General features: G+C 39.6%; 23 protein-coding genes and 1 riboswitch. Of the genes, 12 read left to right on the forward strand and 11 right to left on the reverse strand.

Annotated features, from left to right (window positions below; translation table 11 throughout):
- Positions 1-27 precede the first annotated feature (27 nt).
- Positions 28-1,359 (forward strand): Na+/H+ antiporter NhaC family protein, encoded by a 1,332-nt coding sequence (locus F908_RS11860; protein WP_034602863.1) that lies wholly within the window; start codon positions 28-30, stop codon positions 1,357-1,359.
- Between the two features lie 35 nt (positions 1,360-1,394).
- Here the strand turns inward: F908_RS11860 and F908_RS11865 are convergent, their stop codons facing one another.
- Complete coding sequence (locus F908_RS11865; RefSeq protein WP_005162152.1) at positions 1,395-2,417, reverse strand: AraC family transcriptional regulator; 1,023 nt, start codon at positions 2,415-2,417, stop codon at positions 1,395-1,397.
- A 118-nt stretch (positions 2,418-2,535) separates the two neighbouring features.
- Here F908_RS11865 and F908_RS11870 point away from each other — a divergent pair, with 118 nt between their 5' ends.
- Positions 2,536-3,411: a metal-dependent hydrolase gene (locus F908_RS11870; RefSeq protein WP_005162153.1), complete on the forward strand. Its 876-nt coding sequence runs from the start codon at positions 2,536-2,538 to the stop codon at positions 3,409-3,411.
- A gap of 52 nt (positions 3,412-3,463) precedes the next feature.
- Here the strand turns inward: F908_RS11870 and F908_RS11875 are convergent, their stop codons facing one another.
- The 4 genes from F908_RS11875 to F908_RS11890 all read right to left on the reverse strand — a co-directional run bounded on the left by F908_RS11875 (position 3,464) and on the right by F908_RS11890 (position 7,631).
- Positions 3,464-4,459, reverse strand: coding sequence for a DUF2804 domain-containing protein (locus tag F908_RS11875; RefSeq protein ID WP_005162156.1), 996 nt, complete (start codon positions 4,457-4,459; stop codon positions 3,464-3,466).
- A gap of 18 nt (positions 4,460-4,477) precedes the next feature.
- Positions 4,478-5,566, reverse strand: coding sequence for a GGDEF domain-containing protein (locus tag F908_RS11880; RefSeq protein ID WP_228127628.1), 1,089 nt, complete (start codon positions 5,564-5,566; stop codon positions 4,478-4,480).
- Between the two features lie 180 nt (positions 5,567-5,746).
- A complete protein-coding gene (gene trpB, locus F908_RS11885) occupies positions 5,747-6,991 on the reverse strand; it encodes a tryptophan synthase subunit beta (RefSeq protein WP_005162160.1) in 1,245 nt (414 codons plus the stop codon).
- On the reverse strand, positions 6,972-7,631 hold the full coding sequence (locus F908_RS11890) for a phosphoribosylanthranilate isomerase (RefSeq protein WP_005162163.1): 660 nt from the start codon (positions 7,629-7,631) through the stop codon (positions 6,972-6,974). Before F908_RS11890 ends, trpB begins: the two co-directional genes overlap by 20 nt.
- Positions 7,632-7,747: 116 nt before the next feature.
- Positions 7,748-7,962: riboswitch (cobalamin riboswitch) on the forward strand.
- A gap of 35 nt (positions 7,963-7,997) precedes the next feature.
- Between F908_RS11890 and F908_RS11895 the strand changes: the two genes are divergently transcribed.
- From F908_RS11895 to F908_RS11905, 3 genes are all read left to right on the forward strand, one after another.
- Positions 7,998-9,872, forward strand: a complete 1,875-nt coding sequence (locus F908_RS11895) for a TonB-dependent receptor plug domain-containing protein (protein WP_005162165.1) — start codon at positions 7,998-8,000, stop codon at positions 9,870-9,872.
- 95 nt (positions 9,873-9,967) lie between these two features.
- Positions 9,968-10,555, forward strand: coding sequence for a cob(I)yrinic acid a,c-diamide adenosyltransferase (locus F908_RS11900; RefSeq protein WP_005162167.1), 588 nt, complete (start codon positions 9,968-9,970; stop codon positions 10,553-10,555).
- A gap of 20 nt (positions 10,556-10,575) precedes the next feature.
- Positions 10,576-11,295 carry a glycerophosphodiester phosphodiesterase gene (locus tag F908_RS11905; protein ID WP_005162170.1) on the forward strand — a complete coding sequence of 240 codons (720 nt, stop codon included), beginning with the start codon at positions 10,576-10,578 and terminating at the stop codon, positions 11,293-11,295.
- A 29-nt stretch (positions 11,296-11,324) separates the two neighbouring features.
- On the opposite strand, the gene F908_RS11910 is transcribed toward F908_RS11905, so the two are convergent.
- The gene (locus tag F908_RS11910; RefSeq protein WP_005162173.1) at positions 11,325-11,852 is read right to left on the reverse strand and encodes an META domain-containing protein; all 528 of its coding nucleotides are present in this window, start codon (positions 11,850-11,852) and stop codon (positions 11,325-11,327) included.
- Positions 11,853-12,063: 211 nt separating this feature from the next.
- On the opposite strand from F908_RS11910, the gene F908_RS11915 reads away from it, so the two are divergent.
- Complete coding sequence (locus tag F908_RS11915; protein ID WP_005162177.1) at positions 12,064-13,233, forward strand: acyl-CoA desaturase; 1,170 nt, start codon at positions 12,064-12,066, stop codon at positions 13,231-13,233.
- Positions 13,234-13,369: 136 nt separating this feature from the next.
- Entirely contained in the window at positions 13,370-14,812 is a 1,443-nt protein-coding gene (locus F908_RS11920) for a protein adenylyltransferase SelO (RefSeq protein ID WP_005162180.1), read from the forward strand.
- Positions 14,813-14,976: 164 nt separating this feature from the next.
- Here F908_RS11920 and F908_RS11925 read toward each other — a convergent pair whose 3' ends face one another.
- Both F908_RS11925 and baeS read right to left on the reverse strand, forming a co-directional pair.
- Complete coding sequence (locus F908_RS11925; RefSeq protein WP_004664800.1) at positions 14,977-15,663, reverse strand: response regulator; 687 nt, start codon at positions 15,661-15,663, stop codon at positions 14,977-14,979.
- Between the two features lie 46 nt (positions 15,664-15,709).
- Positions 15,710-17,380 carry a sensor histidine kinase efflux regulator BaeS gene (baeS, locus tag F908_RS11930; protein ID WP_034602759.1) on the reverse strand — a complete coding sequence of 557 codons (1,671 nt, stop codon included), beginning with the start codon at positions 17,378-17,380 and terminating at the stop codon, positions 15,710-15,712.
- Positions 17,381-17,511: 131 nt separating this feature from the next.
- Here baeS and F908_RS11935 point away from each other — a divergent pair, with 131 nt between their 5' ends.
- The 4 genes from F908_RS11935 to F908_RS11950 all read left to right on the forward strand — a co-directional run bounded on the left by F908_RS11935 (position 17,512) and on the right by F908_RS11950 (position 22,561).
- Positions 17,512-17,865: a hypothetical protein gene (locus F908_RS11935; protein ID WP_005162187.1), complete on the forward strand. Its 354-nt coding sequence runs from the start codon at positions 17,512-17,514 to the stop codon at positions 17,863-17,865.
- A gap of 330 nt (positions 17,866-18,195) precedes the next feature.
- Positions 18,196-19,998, forward strand: a complete 1,803-nt coding sequence (locus F908_RS11940) for an acyl-CoA dehydrogenase C-terminal domain-containing protein (protein ID WP_005162190.1) — start codon at positions 18,196-18,198, stop codon at positions 19,996-19,998.
- Between the two features lie 161 nt (positions 19,999-20,159).
- Positions 20,160-21,941, forward strand: a complete 1,782-nt coding sequence (locus F908_RS11945; RefSeq protein WP_005162196.1) for an acyl-CoA dehydrogenase C-terminal domain-containing protein — start codon at positions 20,160-20,162, stop codon at positions 21,939-21,941.
- A 122-nt stretch (positions 21,942-22,063) separates the two neighbouring features.
- Positions 22,064-22,561 carry a phosphate-starvation-inducible protein PsiE gene (locus tag F908_RS11950; RefSeq protein WP_005162200.1) on the forward strand — a complete coding sequence of 166 codons (498 nt, stop codon included), beginning with the start codon at positions 22,064-22,066 and terminating at the stop codon, positions 22,559-22,561.
- 41 nt (positions 22,562-22,602) lie between these two features.
- Here F908_RS11950 and F908_RS11955 read toward each other — a convergent pair whose 3' ends face one another.
- Together F908_RS11955 and F908_RS11960 are read right to left on the reverse strand one after the other, a co-directional pair.
- Positions 22,603-22,965 carry an RcnB family protein gene (locus F908_RS11955; RefSeq protein ID WP_005162203.1) on the reverse strand — a complete coding sequence of 121 codons (363 nt, stop codon included), beginning with the start codon at positions 22,963-22,965 and terminating at the stop codon, positions 22,603-22,605.
- 150 nt (positions 22,966-23,115) lie between these two features.
- Positions 23,116-23,607, reverse strand: a complete 492-nt coding sequence (locus F908_RS11960) for an RcnB family protein (protein WP_005162206.1) — start codon at positions 23,605-23,607, stop codon at positions 23,116-23,118.
- A 168-nt stretch (positions 23,608-23,775) separates the two neighbouring features.
- On the opposite strand from F908_RS11960, the gene F908_RS11965 reads away from it, so the two are divergent.
- Positions 23,776-24,225, forward strand: a complete 450-nt coding sequence (locus F908_RS11965; protein ID WP_171063567.1) for a hypothetical protein — start codon at positions 23,776-23,778, stop codon at positions 24,223-24,225.
- 26 nt (positions 24,226-24,251) lie between these two features.
- On the opposite strand, the gene F908_RS11970 is transcribed toward F908_RS11965, so the two are convergent.
- On the reverse strand, positions 24,252-25,715 hold the full coding sequence (locus tag F908_RS11970) for a phospholipase D family protein (protein WP_171063568.1): 1,464 nt from the start codon (positions 25,713-25,715) through the stop codon (positions 24,252-24,254).
- Positions 25,716-25,794 lie beyond the last annotated feature (79 nt).

The following is a 25,794-nucleotide window of genomic DNA, read 5'->3' on the forward strand; positions in this document are numbered from 1 at the left end:
CAATTTTTAAGTTTTCTTTTTATTTTTATGTCTTCCCACACTCAGGAAAAAGTACAAAGCAATGCCCTTGCTTTGCTACCACTATTGGTATTTTTGATCATCTTTCTCGGGAGTGGTCTCTATCATTCAATGATCGGGACAGAATTTGCATTCTATCAAGTCAAAGCACCTATTGCCGCGATTCCAGCTGTTATTCTGGCATTACTACTTTATAAACAGAAACTCAATACGGCAATTGAGGAATTCCTACAAGGTGCTAGTCATCCAAATTTAATTTTAATGTTTATGGTATTTATGTTGGCAGGTGCTTTTGCCAGTGTCTCCAGTGCCATAGGCAGTGTCGATGCGACAGTACAATTGGGACTTTCGCTGATTTCGCCTGAATTTGTGTTACCCATGTTATTTATTATTGCGGCATTTATTGCAACAGCCATGGGAACGTCTATGGGCACCATCGCAGCTTGTGCACCAATTGCATTCGGTTTTTCGCAAGCAACAGAGATAGCACCTCTCTATGCCATAGGTGCAGTGGTGGGAGGCGCTATGTTTGGTGATAATTTATCTATGATTTCGGATACAACGATCGCTGCCACACGTAGCCAAAATGTTGAACTTCGAGATAAATTTAGGGTGAATGTCTGGATTGCCTTTCCTGCCGCAATCATTACATTAATGCTTTATGTAATGATGAGTCACCAAACAGATTCCATTCCATCAAAACCTTATGATTTATTGCTTATTTTGCCTTATTTAGCTGTTTTTTTTCTTGCCTTTACACGCTTGCATGTACTTGCTGTATTAATGATTGGTGTTATTTTGTCAGGTGTGATTGGTCTGATTGAAAAACCTGAATTTGATTTATTAAAACTCAATAACTCAATTTACGATGGCTTTGTTGGCATGTTTGAGGTGGCATTACTTTCCATGTTGCTAGGTGGTTTGTCTACCCTGATGCAAAAAGAAGGCGGTTTGCAATGGCTTATTCAACGTATTTATACGATTACACGTCTATTCAAATTTGGCAAACAGCGTGCAGGTGAATTAGGCATGAGTTTTCTGGTCATATTCTCAAATTTATTTGTCGCCAATAATACCGTTGCGATTATTTTATCAGGAGATATGGCACGTGAAGTAGCGAAAGAATATGGTGTTGACCCTAAGCGAAGTGCAGCTTTACTTGATATTTTTTCTTGCGTAATCCAAGGGATTATTCCCTACGGTGCTCAATTACTGCTTGCTTGTTCAATTGCCAAACTCTCGCCAGTTGAACTAATTGGCAATATCTACTATTGCTGGATTCTTGCAGTGTGCGCAATCCTAGCAATTGTTTTTAATTATCCACGTTTAAAAACACGCTAAAAACAATCCATAAATCTCTTTAGCTTGCTTTAAAGTTAAAGAGATTTCAAAAACTGCTTGGGTGTAATTCCTGTCCAACGCTTAAACGCCCGCCCAAACGCACTTTGATCAGCATAATTTAAACGTTCCGCAATTTCTGACAATGATTTGCCCTGTTGCAAATACAGTTTACTTTGTTCCAAACGGTACTGATCTAAAATATTTTGAAAATTAAGCTGATAGGTTTTGAGTTGGCGTTGTAATGTTCGTTCTGAACAATGTAAACGCTTAGCAACATAACTGAGCAGTAGTTCTTCTTGTTGTAAAAGTCGTTGTTCAATATGCGTTTGTATTTTTTGACGGAACTGTTGTTGCTGAATCTCAAAAGAAGCAATGCTATTCAGTGATTGCTGAGCTTGAGTCGAGAGTACATGGTTTAATTGTTGGTCTGCAGCGATGCTTTTTGCTTTTAAAATTTGATTTGAAAAGCAAATTGCATATTGTCCAGCTTGAATTTGGATCGGACAACCATAAAATTTTTCAAAATGATATAAAGCTGTATGTGGTGCGTAACCAAATTGAATCATCTGTGGTGGAATGAGGGCATCTTGTACAATAGACTGAGAAATTTTAAAGATCAGCGCCAGATTTAGCTCATACATTTCCCGATAATCACTATAGGATGCTCCCCAAACAATTTGAATATAATCAGAAAACTGCTGAACATTCAGTTGTTCTAAATTGGTCTGTTTAAAAACCAAAGAATAATAACGTTGTAAAAGCTGTAACGCTTGTTGCAGATCTAAACTGGTTGAAGCCAAATAACCCATTAAACCCAAATCTTGCAAATTGGCATGTTCAGCCAATACTAATGTAATCGGTCGAGGGAAATAAGCTTGTGCAGATTGCAAAAGCAACGCATAACGTTCGACATCAAAATCATGCTCATCTGGATTTTGCAAGCAAGTATGAAAAGCTTGCCAAAGCTCAGGCGCAACAACTTTAGACAAATCAATTTGTTCTTGTTGTAAAACACGATTAAATAATCGCAGGTATCCAATAATAATTTTAACTGACATATGCCGATCTCATCCTGATCTGTCGTTATTTGTATAAAACTTGGCTGTAACTGTCAAAACATTTCATCGGACTTTTTCCATACTGAGTTCATGAAGAAAAGACAAGGAATAGCAAAAAATGAATGCACACGTTTCCTATCAAGTTGAGCCAGTTGTTAGAACAAAACTAGATTTCCATTTAGATCAGGCACCACGTTTTTGGTTTGGTGGTGATCCATTTCGTACTCGTATGTTTGATGCATTAAGCCTAACCTTCCCTGATGGCGAACGCTATTTTATTGAATGTGTGCGTTTATTCCGTGACAAAATTAATGATCCTGACTTGCAAGAACGTGTGGCTGATTTTATCCGTCAGGAAGCGCAGCATGGTATTGCACATGACAAAATGAATCAGATCATGAAAGAGCAAGGCATGCCTGTAGATCAATTCACTGCACGGTTGAAAAAGATTTTTAGATTTGAATTAAAAAACCGTTCAGCTCAATACAACATTGCCATGACCGCAGCTGCAGAGCATTTAACTGCGTTAATGGCAGATACTTTTTATAGTAAAAAAGAGACTTTAGCGGAGGCAGATCCATTTGTTCGTGCGCTATTCGCTTGGCATGCGATTGAAGAAATGGAACATCGTGATGTTGCTTTTGATGTGATGAAGCAAGTCGGTGATGTACCAGAAGCAACTCGACGTTTTGCACTGCTCTTTACCACCGTCATGATGTTTGGTTTTACTTTGTATCGTACGGATGTAATGCTAAAAACTGATGGTTTTAATTTAAGACAACGCTTTGATATGGCACGTAAAGGTTTACCGTGGTTCTTCGGTCGTAACGGTATTTTGACTGCAAAAAGATCTCAATATAGTGACTGGTTTAAAAAGGATTTCCATCCAAATCAACATCCTGTTATTCGTCAGTACGATGTTTGGGTTGATACTTTAGCGAAGACCAATGATCCAATTGCTGCGGGTGAAGCTTTTTGGCAAGCAGGGCTTTAATTCACGTATCAAAAGAATCCCCTTTGAATTTAGGGGATTCTTTCTGTCATTATCACCACTTCGCATAATGCTGTTCTAACAACCCATATTCTTGATTTAACATCACCAGTTCAACATTTTCATGTTCAATCGTACCGCAGACTTTCGCTTGCCACTGATTAAACTGACTACCAATCAGGCGTAGGTTAATATTCTCAAAACGACACCAACCTGTTTCAACGAGCAAATTTAATCGCTCATCCAAAGAACGAATTGACCAACAATTTTCATTTTGTTGCTCAAATAAAATATCAGTGAGTGGATATAAACGACCATCAACCCACAATGCATTTTCATTACCAAAACTTTCATTGACACCTGATGCGAGATTCAAGCCAATGCGGCGATCATTTGCATCACGGAACTGACAAGACAACCAAAACCAAGCGGTTTCAGGTCGTAAAAAACCACAGGTATCATCGAGTGCAGCAAGACTATGCGCATTGAACTCGATCTGCTGTTGATCTGGGCTAATGAAAAAGCCTTCTACTGCCAAAGTGGTTTGTTTTTGCGTATATGTCCAACCATTAATCCCTGTTGGGCTACATAAACTGAGTACATCCGTACCTGCACAAAAAATACGCGCTTTCAGTTGTACTTCACCATGTTTGGTCACTTGGATATAACGCACACCATTGGCGTGTTGCATATCAAATTGATAAGCCGATTTTTTAAAATAGCTTTGACTAAATAAAGGTTGTTCATCGAGTTGGGTTTTCAACGCTAATGGCTGAATCGCATTCCATTCGATTACTTTTTTAGAAAGATGATCATAAACATAGAAAAAGCCATGCCCCGCCCATGATAGATCGACAATCGCAATACCAATGCTGTAATGCTCATGTTGTAAACCACAGAATTTAAATTTTTTATATTTAAGCTGCTTGCGCCAGCCTTTTAGTACTTGGCCATAAGGCGTTTTATAAATATAGTCATCCAAATTGATCTGTGAAGGTATCTGATCAAAACGCCCATAACGAGGCTGACCATTTTTCTGTATCAATTTCACAAGATTTCCCCAACTCAATTATAACGTAAATGCCGTTCTGACCTGATTTTTACCATTCCGTTTGGCTTGGTACATCGCCTTATCTGCTTGCTCAAACAAGCCTGTATAATCAAAACCACTAAAAGCTGTACTACTTACCCCAAAACACGCCTTGATATAAAGCATTTCATTTTCTTTCACTTCAACTGCGGTTTGCTCTAATGCTTTACGACATACCTCTGCCAACAACACTGCATTTTCAATAGAAGTAAATGGTAATAAAATGACAAACTCCTCACCACCATAACGTCCAATCACATCACTGGCTCGTAAATTTTTTCGCAGTATATTTGCGACATGTTTTAAAACCAAATCTCCTTGATGATGTCCATATTGATCATTAATATTTTTAAAATTATCAATATCCACCATAATCAACGATGTTTCTCGATGGGTAATTTGTGCCTGCTGCATCTGTAAATCAATAATCTCATTGACCCCACGGCGATTCAACAGCCCTGTTAACTCATCAGTACAACTGAGTTTTTCTATTTTTGAATTATAGCGCCGCCAACGCTCCACACTAATATCAAACAAGGTGATGGTGAATGCAGCATATAAGGTGGTATAAAACATGGAGTAAATAATCTGGGTATTTTGAACATCCTTATGCAACAAGGTATAAGGTTTATAGGCCAGCGCATAATCCAGATACCCAGTCACCGTCAGCCCAGATAAAAGGTAATATACGACAACATAGACAATCAGGCCAAAATAAACCACAAATCGGGGATATAATAATAATGCAGTCAGTATAATCCCCATGAAGATCACCCCATTAAGGAGATTTAACAGTCCAATACCTATAGGTAAACCCAACAATGAACATGGATAATAAACAGACAAAAACAACACATAATAAATATGTGCTTCTGGTTTATTTTTAATAAAAAAGCCAAATAAAATTAAGAAAGTATTTAGAACAAATATACCGGGATATAACCACTGAAGTTTAAGTAACAACCCTGTATTTGCCAAAGGATGATACATATATTTTATTTGCATAAAATAGATGATAAGGCCGGTAAAACTGGCATACCACAATATGGCCTGAGATTTTTTAACCAAATCCCAGTCCAGCATTGCAAGAAAAATTTTATTGATATATTTGAGTAGAGGGTATTTCATCCTCCGCAGTCCTGTATGATTATTATCGTGTTATACGTCCATGTACAACCAGTCACAACATAAATATCGATGTTGTCTAGGGACACTATTTATACAATACTATCATACAAATATTCGATATTATAAGTCGACCATCGGAATACCATCAATTTTCGCAACGGTCATTAAGTCTTTATCGCCACGACCTGAAACTGTTGCAATAATGATTTGGTCTTTCGACATCGTTGGGGCAAGCTTAGTGACATAAGCCATCGCATGTGAACTTTCAAGCGCAGGAATGATGCCTTCAATCTGTGTTAAATCACGGAAGCCTTGTAAGGCTTCATCATCTTTAATTGGAACATATTCAACACGATGCATATCTTTTAAGAAACTATGCTCTGGACCAACACCTGGATAATCCAAACCTGCTGAAATACTATGTGTTTCAATAATCTGACCTTGCTCATCCGACATGAGGTAAGTACGGTTACCATGTAATACACCCACATGGCCTGCATTCAATGGCGCTGAGTGTTTGCCTGTTTCAATGCCGAAACCTGCCGCTTCAACACCGTACATTTTCACATCCTGATCATTCAGGAATGGATAGAACAAGCCCATTGCATTTGAACCTCCGCCCACACAAGCAACCAAGGCATCAGGTAAACGCCCTGCTTGTGCTTGGATCTGTTGACGTGCTTCACGACCAATGATTGATTGGAAATCACGTACAAGCTGTGGATATGGGTGCGGACCAGCAACCGTACCAATGACATAATAAGTCGTATCAACATTGGTGACCCAATCGCGCATCGCTTCATTCAATGCATCTTTTAAAGTTTTGGATCCGCTTTGCACTGGTACAACTTTTGCGCCAAGCAAACGCATGCGATAGACATTCATCGCCTGACGTTTTACATCTTCAGCACCCATGTACACCACGCACTCCATACCCAAGCGAGCAGCGATGGTTGCGGTCGCAACACCATGTTGACCAGCACCTGTTTCAGCAATGATACGTTTTTTACCCGACAGTTTTGCCAATAAAGCCTGACCAATCGTATTATTTACTTTATGAGAGCCAGTATGGTTTAGGTCTTCACGTTTTAAGTAAATTTGCGCACCGCCGAGGTGCTGAGACCATCGTTCAGCATGATAAAGTGGACTTGGACGACCAACGTAAAACGCAAGATCACGGTCAAACTCTGCTAAAAACTGAGCATCATTTTTCATACGACCATAAAGACTTTCTAAGTCTTCAAGTGCAGCCATAAGCGTTTCTGACACAAAACGCCCACCATGAATACCAAAATGCCCCTGAGCATCTGGAAACTGGGTGTAGTCAATCGCCTGATTTTGTTGACTAAGGTTTTGCTGATCCACGTTGGACTCCTTGCATAAATTTTTCAATGAGTTGTTGGTCTTTTATACCTTTAGCGGACTCTACGCCTCCGCTGACATCCACAGCAAAAGCTGCTGTAGTATCAATAGCGTCACTCACATTTTCAGGGGTTAAGCCCCCTGCCAAGATTAGTGGAATATCAAGTTTTGGAAATTTATTCCAATCGAAACAGTGCCCTGTTCCACCTTTTAAATCAGGATGCCACGCATCAAGTAGAACCGCACTGGCTCCCACAGCTTGATAGCGTTGAATTTCGGTCAAAATGTCTAAATCAGGTCTAACCTGAATGGCTTTGTACCAACGGCGTTTGCAATGCAACGCAATTTGTTGGCATTGTTCAGGTGTTTCATCACCATGTAGTTGTAATACATCCAACGGAACTGAATCAAGCACTGTTTGGATTTCTTCTGCGCTTGCATTTACAAATAAACCGACCAACTGAACATAAGCGGGTACTGAGCTTGCCAAAATTTGCGCTTGTTCAATACTGACATGACGCGGGCTTGGGGGAAAAAATACCAATCCAATCGCATCTGCTCCTGCTTGCACAACAGCATCAATATCTTGAGTCCGCGTGATTCCACAAATCTTGGCGCGAGTTCGGAGTTGGGTTTGACGCATTTGATGTCCAATTTGAGATGACTATTTACTACTCTCACATTGTAAAGCAATTTGACATACTTTGGTCAAAGTTCATTTCCAAATGCAATTGTTTAAAAAACGTGAACACTCTATACTTGCACCATCTTGCAACAAGTCTAAAGCAAATTGCTTTGCTTATAGGGAAGTTGGTGAAACTCCAACACTGTCCTCGCAACGGTAACACTGAAATGCTGATCTTAGCTTAGCAGCCAAACCACTGCATCTGATGATGTGGGAAGGTGATCAGTCTATCATCTTTCAAGATGATTATAGTGAAGTCCGAAGACCTGCTTGTTGTACTTATCCACTTTAAACATTCACGAGGAATGAATGTCTGGAGCGCACATGTCTATTTCTTTCCAGCCAACACGCTTAGTTGGCGCTATCGCTATTGCGATGGGGTTTTCTTCAGTCGCTTTTGCCCAGGATCAGTCAACAGATAAAACTGTCTCGCTTGATACCATTGTGGTGACGGCATCCCGTACTGAACAAAAAATCAAGGATGTGCCTGCACGTCTGACTGTGATTGATCAAAAAACGATTGAAAAGAATCCTGCTCTCAACTTATCAGATTTAATTCAGCGTGATCCTTCTGTTTTTGTCAAACAAAGTGGCGGAATAGGTCAGATCACAGAAATCTCAATTCGTGGAACTCGACCAAATCACACTCTCATATTAAAAGATGGCGCTCGTCTAAATAGCCAAAACCACCTTGCTGCAATTTATCCATCATTTCTTGATTCATCTGATCTTGAACAGATAGAAATTCTTAAAGGTCCAGCCTCTGTACAATATGGAACAGAGGCAATTGGTGGAGTGGCTCAAATGATAACCTCAACTCCAACAAAAAATAGCGGTTTTATTACAGGTATCTATGGGGAAAATAATACCTATAAAGCCATTGCGGGAGCTGACCTTATTCAAGATGGTTTTTATACACAAATTAGAGGACAACGTCTAGAAAGTGATGGAACACGAGTTCTAGATAATCAAAGCAAAGATCAAAAAGCCGCTTATGATCAGAAAGGTTATAGTGCGAAAGTAGGTTACGACAATAAAAAGAATATTAAAACTGACCTGTCAATCAGTCAGAATGAAGGGCTGAGTCAATTCTACAATTACATGATCAGCAAAAATAATGCAGAGCGTATATTTGAGAATCGCCTAATTAATTCAAGCATTCAATATGGTGTTACTGAGAACCTTACATTATCTGCACGTTATTCAAACTTTATTGATAACCAACAAGTAAAAGATAGTGATCCAGACCACTTTGATACAGAAAACAATGAAGGTGATCTAAACTTAAACTGGAATATAGACTCTAAGAATAATCTACTCGCAGGTGTAACTTATCTAAAATCAGATTTTAAAAGTAATGATGTAAAAGATAAAAAACAAAGTATCGATTCTACCGGTTATTATGTTCAACATCAGTATAAGACAGATAAGCTAAATACTCAGGTTGGTGTTCGTACTGAAGATAATGAACTATTCGGTACACATACAATCGGTCAAGGAGCTGTTCGTTATCAAGTATTACCCGAAACAAGTATTTATGCCAGTATCGGATCAGCTTTTAAAGCACCATCCCTGACAGAACTCTATTATTTTTCAGAAAAGTCCTATGGAAATACCTATGGTAATCCTGATCTCAAACCAGAAGAAAGTATTTCCTATGAAATTGGTGTAGATCAAAGAATTGGGCAAAACCTAAATGCCTTTTTATCTACTTACCATACTGAAATAAAAGATTTAATCAGCTATAAATACTCAAGCCCGAACTCAACGTATATCAACATAGATAAAGCTGAAATCAATGGCGGTGAGCTAGGTCTTAAATGGAAAAAAGATGACCTATTCCTAAACACAGAATACGCTTATGTTGATTCAAAAGATAAAAAGACTGATCTGAGAGTTGCATATAAGCCTAAACAGACCCTCACTTTAACGACTGGACTTGAAAATTCAATTTATGGAATAAGCGCCTCAATTATCGCACGCTCAGATATTTATGCAGATAATGCCAATAAAGTTAAAGCTCCTGGTTATGCAACCGTTGATTTAAACATGTACTGGAATATCAACCCTAATATTAAAGTTTTCAGTAATATTGAGAATATGGGTGATGTTGAGTACAGAACTGCTGATAATTTTGGTGATGGTTGGTATGTAAACGGTGGTCGCCAAGCTTCTGTGGGTGTCACTCTTCGTTATTAATCGTGCAATCTAGACAATAAAAATATTTTCTTAACTCCAATTTCGGGGTAATGTTCTGACCGACATTATCCCCTTTTTATTTGTAGGACAGCTTCATGGGACATCGTTTAAGTAAAATCTATACACGTACAGGTGATTCAGGCACAACAGGACTTGGGGATGGCTCACGTGTCGCTAAAGATGACTTACGAATTAATGCGCTAGGTGATGTAGATGAACTTAATGCCACGATTGGTGTATTAAGAGCACAAATCAGCGCATCTCAAATTGAAAATAAACCTGATTGGGATAAAAGTTTAAGCTTGATCCAACATTGGTTATTTGATTTAGGTGGTGAAGTTTGTATTCCAAACTATCATTTACTCCAACCAATTTGTATCGAGTTTCTCGAAAAAGAAATTGATCACATGAATGAATCTCTGCCAATGCTCAAAGAGTTTATCTTGCCTTCAGGTAGCCTAGCATGTAGTTATGCACATCAAGCTCGTGCTGTATGCCGCCGCGCAGAACGCACTTTGATGTCAGTACACAATCGTGATCAAAATATTCAAGCTACTGCATTACAACTCTTGAACCGTTTATCCGACTGGTTATTTGTTGCCTCACGTGCTTTGCAACGTGCAGAAGGCGGTAGTGAAGTGCTTTGGCAAAAAAACATTAATGATAGTATTGATCAAGCATAATTATTTTAAGGTAAATCAAAATGCGAATCATTGGTCATCGTGGCGCACGTGGTGAAGCTCCTGAAAATACGTTAGGAGGCTTCCGTTACTTGCATGATTTAGGTGTACGTGCAGTTGAGTTTGATGTGCGTCAACTCAAAGATGACCAATTGGTGGTGATTCATGATGATGATTTTGTTCGTACCACGGGTAAATCACAGCATGTTGAAAACTGTAATTTGTCTGAAGCTCAGCAATTTGATCATCGCCATCAATGGCAGGCTTGGGGATTTGAAGAATACACACCTAGCCTGCCCCATGTAATGGATTGTTTAACTGATTTTGAACATATTGAAGTTGAAATTAAAGCAGTTGCAGATGAAGTAGCGGCTGAGCGTTTAATTCTAGAATTACACCAAGATTTAGTCGGCTTTGAACAAACTGCCACAATTACGAGTTTTGATGTAAAAATTTTAGCGGCATTACAACAACATCAAAGTCATTTTAAACGTGGTCTGTTGGTTGAAATTCCAATTGGGGAATACGCAATCGAGCTTGCTCAACAATATGAGTGCCACCAAATTGGTTGGAAAGATCAACTGGCAACTGATCAAATTATTCAGTTTACACAGCAAGCCGAACTTGCTGTGAGTGTCTGGACAGTTAATGACGTTGAACGTGCCAAACATCTACAACAATTGGGCATTCAAGGGTTAATCACTGATTTCCCGAGCACCATGTTGCAACATCTAACTTTATAAAAGTATGGAATTTATTCCGACAACTAATTTTATTTTTTAGATTGCGCCTGAATTAAACGCTGCCCTTTCGCATCTAATAAATACAAATTCGTCCCTTCAATTTGGAAACGTTCAATCCGCTGCATCGCATCCATCAGATCTGCTTCTTGTGCTAATGCTTTATCACAACTTAAGTGCTGCGCTCTCACATCAAAACTCATTTTCCTTTGGCTAAGATCATATTGATAACTTCCATAAATGTTATTGCAGCCCGTATGACCTGAAATGGTTTTAGTCACTGAATTCAGTATAAAACTTGGGTATTGATTGAAGAATAAAGCACGTTTATTTTGAATCATGGTTATTTGCCAATTCACCTCTTGAATACCATCGTTGCTTTTACGAACTTGCATAGGAGGCAATTCACTTACACGTTTTGGATGTAAGCTATTTTTAGTGATCTGTGTCGGTTGACTTTGGCATGCAGTAAGTAGCAAAGCACAAGATAATATTAAAGTTTTGTGAAAAAACTTATTCAAAGAATAAATTGTATTTTTCACGCTTATTTGTTCTGACATTGATTTATTTCGCCTTTTAATTTATTGATTAATTCAACAAACGAATTCTGTTACTGTTCTTTCAGTACAACTGTAGAATAATACTAGTGTTATCTAATCTGAGCATGCTAATATCGAGCATAAAATAGCAATATATCGTCATGATTGGTTTTGCTATCTCGTTTGGTTTTTATATCTTGTGTAAACAAGGTTTTTAGGAGCGCTGACGGATATGACTTCCGCCCCACTCAAGAAAGCACCCATTAATTGGATTGCAATTTTCGCACTGGTATTCTTACCAGTTGTTGCGCTCATTTCGATTCCAATTTATACCTATTATCATGACTTTAGTATGGGCGCATGGATTAGCATGTTTGTCTTACTAGGTGTAAGCAGTTTAGGTATCACTGCTGGCTATCATCGCTTATGGGCACACCGTGCTTATGAAGCAACTCTACCTTTAAAAATCATTCTTATGATTATGGGTACTTTTGCAGTTCAAAATAGTATCTTATTTTGGGCTTCAGGTCATCGTACACATCACCGTCATGTTGACGATGTAGACCAAGATCCATACTCGATTAATAATGGATTCTGGTATGCACATATGGGTTGGATGTTACGTAACTACCCTGCTGCCGAACCAAATTATAAAAATGCACCTGATTTGTTAAATGACAAATTAGTCATGTTCCAAGATAAATATTATGTTCCTTTAGTGATTGCTGTGCATGCAGGTATTTTGTTGCCTGTCGGTTGGTTAGTTGGTGATATCTGGGGTGTGTTACTTTTGGGTGGTTTAGTTCGTTTATTCCTTAGCCATCATGTCACCTTCTTCATTAACTCTTTATGTCATATGTGGGGTAAACGCCCTTATACTGACGAAAATACCGCACGTGATAATTTTATCCTAGCGATTCTCACTTGGGGTGAGGGCTATCATAACTATCACCATATTTTCCAATACGATTACCGTAATGGTGTTAAATGGTGGCAATATGACCCTACCAAATGGCTAATTTGGACAAGTTCCAAGTTAGGCTTAGCGAAAAACTTACGTCGTATTCCAAGCTTTAATATCCAAAAAGCAGAGCTTGCGATGAAGTTTAAATATGCTGAACAAGACCTCGCAATTTATGGTCACGATGTGAACACTGATATTGCTCAGATGAAACAACGTATTGCTCAAGAATATGAAGCTTTTACATTGACTCTAAACGATTGGGCCAAGTTGAAAGAGCAAGAGCTACAAGCAAAAAAAGCGGCAATGGCTGAAAAAATCCATCAAATGGATCATAAACTTAAAGTTGATTTCCAACTGCTTGAACATCGCCTTGCACACCATCGTGAATGTCTAGAAACTTTAGTGCGTAATATCAAAAAAGCACCAGTTTCAGAATAAAAAATACTCAATAAAATGGTCTCTTTAGAGGCCATTTTTTATGCCTATTTAAAGACTCAGTTCATAATCACAATTCACTATTTTAGACTTATCTTTGTTATAGTCATCATTCAGCTTCTTGCCATGATATTGACCTATGCATTTCAATCCTCGCTATTCATCTCTCAATTCAAAGCTTTATCACCAGCAACAGCCCAGCCCTTTACGTGGCGCAAAGGCAGGGCACTTTAACGAAGCGTTAGCGGATGAATTGCAATGGAATGAAGAGGATAAAGCCAACTGGGTTGAGATTTGTAGCGGGCAAAAAACCTTTGCCGAATTTCCCCCTTTGGCCATGGTCTATGCAGGACATCAGTTTGGTCAATGGGCAGGACAATTAGGGGATGGGCGTGGTTTATTGATTGGACAAATTCTAAATCAACATGGACAAACCATTGATCTACACCTCAAGGGTGCTGGTTCCACCCCCTACTCTCGTATGGGTGACGGCCGTGCGGTACTGCGCTCAGTGATTCGTGAATATCTAGCAGGTCATGCACTGAATGCGCTTGGCGTGGCTTCAAGTCATGCCGTTGGTTTCACCACATCGACACAAGGTGTACAACGTGAAACTCTTGAACTTGGTGCAATGTTGTTACGCACCTCAGACTGTCATATCCGTTTCGGTCATTTTGAGTGGATCAATCAATATGCACCTGAACTTTTAACTGAATTTACGCAAAAGTGTATCGAATGGCATTATCCAGAATGCCTAGAAGCTGAGAACCCTGTTCTGGGTTTCGCTAAAGCTGTCATTGAACGTACAGCAATCATGATCGCCAAATGGCAATTAGTCGGTTTTGCGCATGGTGTAATGAATACCGATAATTTAAATATTACAGGCTCAACCTTAGATTTTGGTCCTTATGGATTTATGGAACGCTTTCGACCAAACTGGATTAATAACCACTCCGATTACCAAGGTCGTTATATCTATCAAAACCAACCAAGTATTGGACATTGGAATTTGTGGACATGGTTAAACAATCTCATATCGTTAGCCACACCTGAGCATAAAGAACAATTCAAACAAGATTTAGCGACTTGCTTAGAACAATTTGAACCAATCTTTTTACATCATTATGGTCAAGGACTCTGCGAGAAGATGGGACTCCCCCATTTTCATAAAGACAGTTTAGATTGTAGTTTTGCATTCTTGCGAATTTTGCAAACGGAACAACTCGACTATACGCAAAGTTTTATTCGCCTACAGAACAAGGAATATAAAACACTCCGTGATGATTGCTTAGATCTACGTCAGTTTGATGCTTTTCTACATCAATATCAGGAGATTCGCAAAACTCAAGATATAGACGAGTTAGATCGAGTTATGCAAAGCGCTAATCCTCATTATATTTTACGCAACCACATGGCACAAAAAGCGATTGAACTAGCCGAACGTGGTGATTTTAGTGAAGTTGATCGTTTATTTAAGCTACTCAATCAGCCTTATCAAAAACAGCCTGATTTGGAATCTGAACAAGATACTGCACCTTTACCAAGTGATGTGCCTGAGGTGATGGTAAGTTGTTCGTCTTAATGATGAATAATTTTGATGTACTTAGTGCCGCTATCGCGGCTCAGACATGTTGTTAATCTAAAATAGGTTGATAAAGCACATCGCCCTTGCTGAGAATTCATCAGAAATTATCCACAATTTCTGTGGATAATGTTGTGGTTATCCACAGGATAAAGTAAAACTACTTACTCATCAGGATATTCAAAACGATAACCTACGCCATAAACCGCCTGAATCCATTCATGACGATTACCTGTTTCGGCAGCTTCAGTAATTTTCCGACGAAGATTTTTAATATGACTGTCAATTACACGATCTGCCACATCAAAACTATCTGGGTTAATATGATCTAATAATTGGGCACGTGAATAGACTTGACCGAGATGCTCCAAAAATAATTCCAATAAACGGAATTCAGTCGGTGTTAAAGTTAATGCTTTTTGTTGATACCAAATACGTTGCTGTGCTTTATCGATACGAAATAAATCATTTTGATCAGGTTCTGCCTTACGCTCTAAACGACGCAAAACAGCTTGTACACGTGCAACCAACTCTTTCGGACTAAATGGTTTACAAATATAGTCATCTGCTCCCATATTTAAGCCTAAAACACGATCAATTTCTTCAGTACGCGCAGTTACCATAATAATCGGTAAATCAGATTGTTCACGTACTTTACGGCAAATGGTTAAACCATCCATACGCGGAACCATCAAATCCAAAATCATTAAGCTTGGTTTACGTTGCTGAAACTGGGTATAAGCATCCTGACCATCATGAAACATACTGACTTCAAAACCAGCCGCCTCTAAATAATCACGAACCAACTGCGCTAGTTCAACCTCATCTTCAACCAACATAATATGCTTCATGGTTTTCATCCTATCCATCGTCCTCAAGCAAAGAGGATCAAAAAAGTTATTTAATTAATTTTGGGAAAGTCAGCACACAACGCAATCCACCTAAAGGTGAATGATTAAAAGTAAGTGAACCACCTAAAGCCTGCGCAAGTTTACAAGACAAAGCCAAACCTAAACCCGTTCCGCCAGTGCTACGTGTGCGTGAATCATCCACACGATAGAAACGCTCGCCTAAACGCGCCAACTGCTCATCACTTACCCCAAATGGGCTATCATCCACATACAATATCCATTCATGCTCATTTTGTTGAGTATGAATCTGTATTTTTCCACCTTGTTCTGTGTAACGTACACAATTTCCAAGCAAGTTAACAATGATCTGTTTAAAACGATCTCGATCTAAAGATAGGCTTATTCCTTCGCCTGAGAGTGAAACATCAAACTGCTTTTGTTCAAATGTAGGTTTAAAATTCTCAACTTCTTGCAGTACGACATCCCATGGATTGACTTCAGCAAAATAGCATTTTAACTGCTGCGCATCTGCCTGTGCTAAATCCGCCAAATCTTGTGTTAGCTTCTTTAAACTACTCACTTGACGCATCATTGCATCAAGATGCTCGGGTGTTGCTTTACGAATTCCATCCTGCATCGCTTCAATCTGTGCTTGTAACACAGCCAAAGGCGTTTTTAATTCGTGAGAAGTATCTGCGACCCATTGACGGCGAGACTCTTCATGCTGATGCAAAATATCAGCCAAATGATTCAGTTGATTCGATAAATCTCCCAATTCATCATTTCGCTTAATCACAACCTGATGTTGGTAATTTCCACGCGTTAATTCCAACGTCGCATTGAGCAAACGTTGAATTGGCTTTTTAAAATAAGTTGCCATCAATAATGCCGCCACCAGACTAGAAAGCACGGTTAAGGCATAAACTAAAAGTAAATAACGCTTTTGATTACTAAAGAAATTGATACTTGATGCATCATCCTGATCCAATACGGGTTTTAAGCCGAGATAACCAACAACTTTTTGATCGACCATAATTGGACGGTAGGCTATTTGATCAGTTGCAGGTTCGCCCACAATAAATTGGTGTTTTTCATCATATAAAGACAGTCTTGAACTTAAACCTAAACGATCTGGAATTGACACAAAACGCTTTTTAACATGTTCAGATGATGAACTAGATTTAGTCTCTTGCTTGTCATCTTTCGCATCTTTCTTTAACCGAAATTGGCTCGGGCTCAAAGGAAAACGTAAGCCTTCAAAGGGTTGATATTCTGATGGTAAATTTTGTTTAAGAATCTTTAATTCTTCATCATTAAAAATCTGACGATTTTTTAATTCGGTGTTGTTTTGAGCTAAAGTGGGGGAAAGCGTTAATAAGGTATGGTCATTAAAATAACGTTGTTGTAAGGCAATATCATACTGACGGCGCAACCACCACTGAGACAAGCGATCATAATCATCAGGTGCTGCGTTCCCTTCAATTTGTAAAATCTGCGCCTGAATGGCATTCCCCCAGTCATGATAAACCGTATAAACATTACCTAAATTCGCAATCAAACGATCTAATTTTTGCATTTCCACATCAGCAACATAACGTGCGAAGTTCTTTTGCATGGTCCAATGCAATACCCCTAAACTGATTGTTGCAATCACTAAGGTAGTCAGTAATACCGTTAAAAATAAACGTATGGCTAAAGGCATGCGACGAACATTCAAAAGCGAAATCTCAATAGTGTTCTATTTATGGATTGTAACCAACATGGTTCAAAAAAACTCTCCATTCTTTCTTCATCTTTATTATCTAATCTTTAACAATCGAATCTTAACTGACTACGCAGGATAAAATAATGAACAAGACAAAAATTGTATTAATGACAACTCTTCTCGGTTCTGTTTTAGGTTTGGCTGCCTGCCAAGTAACACCTTCAGAACAAGCAATGAATCATGACCGCCACCGCCACGAAATGCAACGTCAACCACTAACCCCAGAACAACGTGCAGAATGGCAAGCTAAGCGCGAACATCGTGAAGAACGACGAGAACAAATGCGTGAAGAACATCGATTACAGAGAGCACAGATCGAGAAAGCCTGTCAGGGTAAACGCATCGGTGAGCGTGTGAATGTTCAGTGGAATAATCGTGTAATTAAAGGTACTTGTGACGTTCGCTTTACGCCTGAGAAATCGCAATTCAAACGTTAAGCCTATGTAAGAACATAATATTATTTCGTTATCAAGGCGCCTCAAGCGCCTTTTAATTTATTTGCAGAGTCAATTATTTTTAATTACACAGCTGCTTACGATTTTTTGCATATTATTACGAGCGAATTCAACGCAAACTGCCTACAATCAATACGCTTTAAAATAATTTAAGCATTATCTTTGACTTTACAGTCACTAAGAAATGCCCTGTTAAAGCTTGTACCGAACGATGACTTGCTGCACGATTAGCGGTACAAAATGCTGCCATTAGGCACATTTATCATTGACTAAGATTATAACTCTGGTTTAACCAGTATTGAGGAAAATGCTATGCCACAATACAAAGCACCCTTACGTGATATGCAGTTCGTATTGCACGAATTATTAAATGCTGAAGCACATTACGCAAAACTTCCTGCATTTCAAGGCACCGTAAGCCGCGAATTGGTTGATCAATATTTAGAAGCAGCAGCTGATTTCTGTGAGAATGAACTTTCTCCTATCAACCAATCAGGCGATCGTGAAGGTTGTACTTGGAATGACGGTGTTGTTACAACACCTACAGGCTTTAAAGAAGCGTATCAAAAATATATCGAACTTGGTTTCCCATCTCTTTCTGCTGAAGAGCAATATGGCGGTCAAGGTCTACCTGTTTCTCTAGGAAACGTGATTTCTGAAATGGTAGGTACTGCCAACTGGTCTTGGGGTATGTACCCTGGTCTTTCTCATGGTGCGGTACGTACTTTAGAACATCACGGTTCAGATGAACAAAAAGCAACTTATTTACCCAACCTAGTATCTGGTGTTTGGACAGGTACCATGTGTCTTACTGAATCACATGCAGGTTCTGACTTGGGTATTATCCGCACCAAAGCTGAACCACAAGCAGACGGCAGCTATGCAATCTCTGGCGAGAAAATCTTTATCTCTGCTGGTGAACATGACATGGCAGAGAACATTGTCCATATTGTTCTTGCACGTTTACCAGGAGCACCTAAAGGCACTAAAGGTATCTCGCTGTTTATCGTACCTAAGTTCCATGTCAATGCTGACGGTTCAGTTGGCGAGCGCAATGCTGTACGTTGTGGTTCGATCGAACACAAAATGGGTATCCATGGTAACGCAACTTGTGTGATCAACTTTGATAAAGCAAAAGGTTACTTGATCGGACCAGAAAACCGCGGCCTAAACTGCATGTTCACATTCATGAACACTGCACGTATTGGTACAGCCGTTCAAGGTCTTGCTGCATCTGAAGGTTCTTTCCAAGGTGCTTTAGCATATGCGAAAGATCGTTTAGCAATGCGTTCACTTTCTGGTCCTAAAGCGCCTGAAAAAGAAGCAGATCCAATCATTGTGCATCCTGCGGTACGTAACATGCTGTTGACCCAGAAAGCATTTGCAGAAGGTGGTCGCGCACTAGTGTATCTGTTGTCTCTACACGCAGATATCGTTGAACAAGGTGCAACTGAAGAAGATCGTAAATTCTCTGACAACATCTTGTCTTTATTGACGCCAATTGCAAAAGCATTCTTAACTGAAACTGGTTACGAATCTGCAAATCATGGGGTTCAAATCTTTGGTGGCCATGGCTTTATTTCTGAGCACGGTATGGAGCAAATCGTACGTGATACACGTATTGCTTGCTTATACGAAGGTACTACTGAAATCCAAGCACTTGACTTGTTAGGTCGTAAAGTATTGCAAACTCAAGGTGCAATGTTAAAAGACTTCACTAAGATCATCCATAAATTTGTTGAAGCAAACAAAGACAACGCAGCAATGCAAGAATTCCTTGCACCATTGGCTGCTGCAAACAAAGAATGGGGCGATATCACGATGCAAATCGGTATGCGCGCAATGCAAAACCCTGATGAAGTTGGTGCAGCTGCAGTTGATTACATGTATTTCTCTGGCTATGTAACGCTTGCTTACCTATGGGCTCGTATGGCATTGGTTGCTCAGGAGAAACTAGCTGAAGGCACCACTGACGTTGACTTCTACAATGCAAAAGTAACGACTGCTCGCTTCTACTTCAAGAAGATCCTGCCACGTGTTCGCTCACATGTAGATGTACTTTCAACTGGTGTTGCGCCATTGTTTGAACTTGATGCGGAACACTTCGCGTTCTAATCATAGATTAGAGTGAGATGCAACGTTCATCACAGAAAAAGGACTGGTCAGTTTTGACCGTCCTTTTTTTGTTTAATCAATGCTAAATTTACATTATTCAATTTATTTGTTCGTTTTATTTGATCACTTTGCACATGACATGTGCGTAAAAAGGAATGATTATGCCAATTTACAATGCACCTTTAGCAGACATGAAATTCATCTTAAATGATGTATTTAAAGCAGAACAATTCTGGCAGTCTAATGAGAATCTTGCTCATGTAGATGCTGCAACCGCCGAAGCAATTTTAGAAGAAATGGCAAAGTTTGCCCAAAACGTGACGCATCCATTAAACCGTACTGGTGATGAAGAAGGTGCACGTTGGGTTAACGGTGAAGTATTCACACCAGAAGGATTTAAAGAAGCATTCCGTCAATACGCTGAAGGTGGTTGGATTGGCCTAGGTGCTGATGAGGAATGGGGCGGTCAAGGCATGCCAAAAATGCTGACAGTATTGTCAGATGAAATGCTCTTTGCCACCAACCCATCATTCTTGTTGTATCCACTACTGTCTGTGGGTGCAGGCATGGCGTTAAGCAGTTATGCATCACAAGAACAGAAAGAAACGTATTTACCTAAAATCTACTCTGGCGAATGGTCAGGCACCATGTGCTTAACTGAACCGCATGCAGGTACAGATTTAGGGATCATTAAAACTAAAGCTGAACGCAACGAAGATGGTACGTATAACATTACAGGTACTAAGATCTTCATCACAGGTGGTGATCACGACCTCGCTGAAAACATCATTCACTTAGTTCTTGCAAAAACACCTGATGCACCAGCGGGTTCACGTGGTATTTCTTTATTCATCGTACCGAAATACATTGTAAATGCAGATGGTTCTTTAGGTGAGCGTAACCCTGTTGGTCCTGGCTCAATAGAACATAAAATGGGGATCAAGGCATCTGCAACTTGCGTGATGAATTTTGATGCTGCAAAAGGTTATCTCGTTGGTAAAGAAAACGAAGGTCTTGCAGCAATGTTCGTGATGATGAACTATGAACGTTTATCAATGGGTATCCAAGGTCTTGGTGCTTCTGAATTTGCTTACCAAAATGCAGCTCAATATGCGACTGATCGTTTACAAGGTCGTAGTGCTTCTGGTGTTAAATCTCCAAGTAAACCTGCGGATAGCATCTTAGTTCACGGTGATGTTCGTCGTATGTTATTGAATGTACGTGCAAATAATGAAGCATCTCGTGCATTTGCAGTATATGTAGGTCAACAGCTTGATATCACTAAATTCTCTACTGATGCAGAAGCAGTGAAGAAAGCCAATGACCGTGTTGCGCTGTTAACACCAATTGCAAAAGCTTACCTCACAGATACTGCATTCCAAGCAACTTTAGATGCGCAAATGGTATTTGGTGGCCACGGTTATATTCGTGAATGGGGTATGGAACAGTGCATCCGTGATCTTCGTATTTCTCAAATTTACGAAGGAACAAACGGCGTTCAATCTCAAGACTTGATTGGTCGTAAAACTATTAAGTGTGGCGGTGCGTTCATTGCTGAATATATTGCTGAAATCCGTGATTTTGCTAATTCATTAGACACTGACTTAAACTTCATTAAAGATGCAACTTTAGATGCTGCAACTGAAATTGAAGCAATCACTCAATTCATCATTGAGCAAGCTGCTGAAAATGTAGACTTCCCGAATGCTGCTGCAGTAGATTACTTAAGCGCAGTTGGTCTACTTAGCTTTGCTTATATGTTTGCTAAGATTGCTGCTGCTGCAAAAGATAAGTCTGGTGATTTCTACCAAAACAAACTTGCTTTGGCACAGTACTTTGTTGACCGTATTTTGCCAGAACTTGATTCTCGCCTTGCGAAGATCAAAGCAGGTTCTGACTTAATCATGAACTTCAGCGAAGATTACTTCACAAACCAAGCTTAATTCTAGTTCGGTTTTAAAAACTGCCTAAAACATTTGGTTTAGGCAGTTTTTTTATGGCTATAATAAAATCAGCATAAAAATTGCACCCATTTTCATGATCATGTTGAGTACATTAAATTTCCATGTCTAGTTCAAAAGAGAAACTTGAAGACCTGCAACGTCTATTCGACCGTTTAGGTCACTATGCAGTTGAAGCATTTCATTATCTGGCGCTGTTTATTATCGGCTGTATGATCGCATGGTCAGCCGTGCACACGGTGATTGAAATTTTGACCGTTAAGCAATACGCAAGCATTGACGATATTCTGCTGTTATTTATCTATCTTGAACTGGGCGCGATGGTTGGGATTTATTTCAAGACCAATCACATGCCCGTGCGTTTTTTGATTTATGTGGCAATCACTGCACTTACTCGCCTCTTGATTGCAGATATTCAACATAATCATAAAGCCTCAATGGATCAGGTGATTATTACGGGTTCTATTTTAATCCTCGCCCTAGCCATTTTAGTGGTGCGTTTTGCTTCGTGGAACTATCCATCGGTGATTCGTGGTAAAGATCATGAACAACAACTTCCTGCAAATAAGACACCACGACCACAAGATGACGAACTTGCATAAATAAAAAAAGCAGGCATTTCGCCTGCTTTTTCTTAGGTATTTTATGCAACTCGGAACACACGATATTTCGAATCAACCAATACATATTTGCCCTGTACCTGCATCCAGTGATAACCACGTGGTGGTTCATATAAACGGTGCATACGATAGTTGGAAATCATATATCGGTTGCTACGGAACTCTGAAGGTAAACGTTCACCACGTTTAAGATTTATGCGTTGACCATAGTGGTTACCACGATCACCATTTGACCAGCGGGCTTCACGATGATCATGGCGGTCATAGCGATGATCGTAACGATCTTTATGATCGTGATGATTGTTCCAACGATTGGAATCTGCCATCGCAGATGCAGAAACACCAAGCATTAAGGTTGATACAAGTAATATTGCTGTCTTTTTCATTGTTTGATCCTCTGTTTGACCTGAATCCAGATTAAGAGAAACTCAAGGAGAAACCATGAACAAATCCAGCGACATTGCAAAACTTTGTAATGAAAACCAAGAAATTATGGAGATTTAAATTTTGAATAAAATTCAAAAAAACATTTAAAATCAGCGAATAATTTCAATGGTGAAATTATCATCAGTCACCAAAAGATAACGACCATCGACCATCACCCAGTGCCTACCTCTTGGTGGTTCACGCAATGAATATGAATCCCAATCTCGAACCACATAACGCTCACTACGGAACGCATCAGGCAGCTCATTCCCCACCACGAAAGACTCACGGCGATAACTACCCTCATATTGTGTTTCTGGATAGTATTCAATCCGAACGCTTGGTCGATGGTTGGGGTAAGAGTGGTTATTATTTTGATAGGGCTGATAATAATAGCCTTTTGGTGGCGCAGTGGGGGTATAGCGCTGATTTGAAAAGGCAAATGGGTCTTGTGCAGGCTGCTGATAAGATGGCGAAGCCTGATGCGAGGAACGGCGCTCCACCCCACTATAGCCGCTCCAGGCATTATCGGCGTAGACCATTACGGGGAGACAGCTCAACACAGTGATAAAAGCATAAACATCGTATTTAGATCGCAACATTACCCTCTCCCATCATCAAATCCTAATTTCTATTTTAGAGTAAAAAACCAGCAATGACTGTTACCATTCGATACCATTCAGGGCAAATCAAGGATGAAATAAGGAGGGATTTTCTTGCTCAGATTAAGAATATGCTAGAATCCATTTTTCAGTTTTGGGGCAATGTCAGTGTCTGAAATGAATTTTGATCGTCTCTATCAATTTTTCTGTAAAGTTCCAAGTGTGCAGGAAGCTCGCATCGTTGCACATGGCACAGATGGTCAACATGCATGGTGGTTTAAGTTCAATATTGATGTTGAGCATCCTTTGGCATGGCAAACCGTTCAGGAACTTGGGCATGTACTGAATTATTTATCCACCAATGAACGCCTGCCAACCCAGTTCTTTCCTGTTTCACCGCCACCCTACATGAATGGTGAAGCCAAAGATTTTCTGGCTTGGGTAATCCAGTGTAATCATGCTGAGTTTAGTCCTGATGTAGTGTGTGACTGGCTGGAAGCACGACTTCCAACGCCTGTGGAAGATGAAAGCCAGTGGAAAATCAAAATGGATTTAAGTGAATTAGATCAATTGGCTGATAAGGACCTAGATCAATTAATTCCACCCAATCCGCAATAAAAAAAGAGGCTTAAAGCCTCTTTCTTTTAGAAAGTCGATAAGCCCGACCACTCCATAAAACGATAGAGCCAGTATTTCACTTTTGATTCATCAGCATATTTTGCATAATCAACCGTGATCTGACGACCATTCGCATTACTCCAAGCAGCATCAAAATACTGTCCTGCATCTTTAAAGACCTGTGCTTGTGCTGAACCTAAAACGCGCATGTCTGTCTCAAGATTATAGTTTTTAAGATTTCGTGCCGTGAAGTTCGCTGAACCTAAAATAATCTCAGCTTGCTGAGCGTTATATTTGAGTAGCATTTTACTATGGCATTGTTCACCATGGGTATCACACCAACGAATTGGAATGCCTACAGCATTCAGTTCTGAAGCCACTGGGCGATTTGGAATACCATTCTTTTGACGACCAAATGCATCTTTATTTGGATCAAGCATGATACGGATATTTACACCACGCTGTTTAGCCTGTTTTAACGCCTCAATAATATTTCGCTCAGACAGATAGAATATAGCCATGTCCAAATGCTCTTCACTTTTTGCAGATTGAATCATCTTCAACACCGCATCATAAATGGCTTTTTCAGTCAGTAGCTGCACCTGTGGCAAGCGCTTATCTTCCACCAGCCCACCCATAATCACAAAAGGGCTTGAACCTTGTGACATATTCGCGACGGTTTGCTCAGTTTGTAATACATCAATCGCGGTTGGGCCATCCACGACCAGTGCGACATTACTATGATGTGAGCTGCCATCATGTGGATTGGCTGAGGTCACTAAACTCTTCCAGCCTTGAGCCGTATCGACCACTAAGGTTTTACGGTGATTGGCTTTAAAATTTAACAATTCTAAATAACTACGTAAGGTCACTTTATCCTTCCCAAAGGGATTACTTAACCAACCACCTTCAGGATTATTGCCTAAATTTTGACAACAGATATACCAAAAACCCGACCACAATGGATTTGAAGCACGCAAAGGTTTTAAATCTGTTTCTATCACATCTACGCCTGCTTGACGAAGCTGACGATAGTGTTGAGGCGTTATTCCACCATAAACCGAGTTAATTGGATCTGTAATCACAACGATTTGAATTGCGGGGTAAAGTTTACGTTTCAGAATTAACGCATCAGTGAGTTGTTGCATCAATGAAAATTGCTTTACCTTTGATTCACCAACTTCCTGATTAAATAGAAACATATCTAGCACGATCGTGGTTTGTGCTTGATCAATCAGTTGGAATACTTCTTTGAAAATATGCTGATCAACTTGTTGCTGACCTTGTATATCAATATAAGTTTGATCCGCTAAAAATTTCACATTGGCATGACGAAGTTGTCCCGTAAAATCCAGTCCTTTTGGGAGTGGTTTTACAGTGTGATAAATTGCCGAAGCAATATACCCAATCGCAAAAATACTCAATATGACTGCCATGTAACGTCGACCTGACCAGTTTAATTTTTGATGAATTCTTTGGAAGATGCGCATATAAACAGAAAAAGCCCTAGCCTAATGGACTAAGGCTAGAGCTTATACTTTGATTTTTCAATAAGATTTGAGTGACAAA

The sequence above is a fragment of the Acinetobacter sp. NIPH 284 genome, assembly GCF_000369425.1.
In the GTDB taxonomy this organism is placed as follows: domain Bacteria; phylum Pseudomonadota; class Gammaproteobacteria; order Pseudomonadales; family Moraxellaceae; genus Acinetobacter.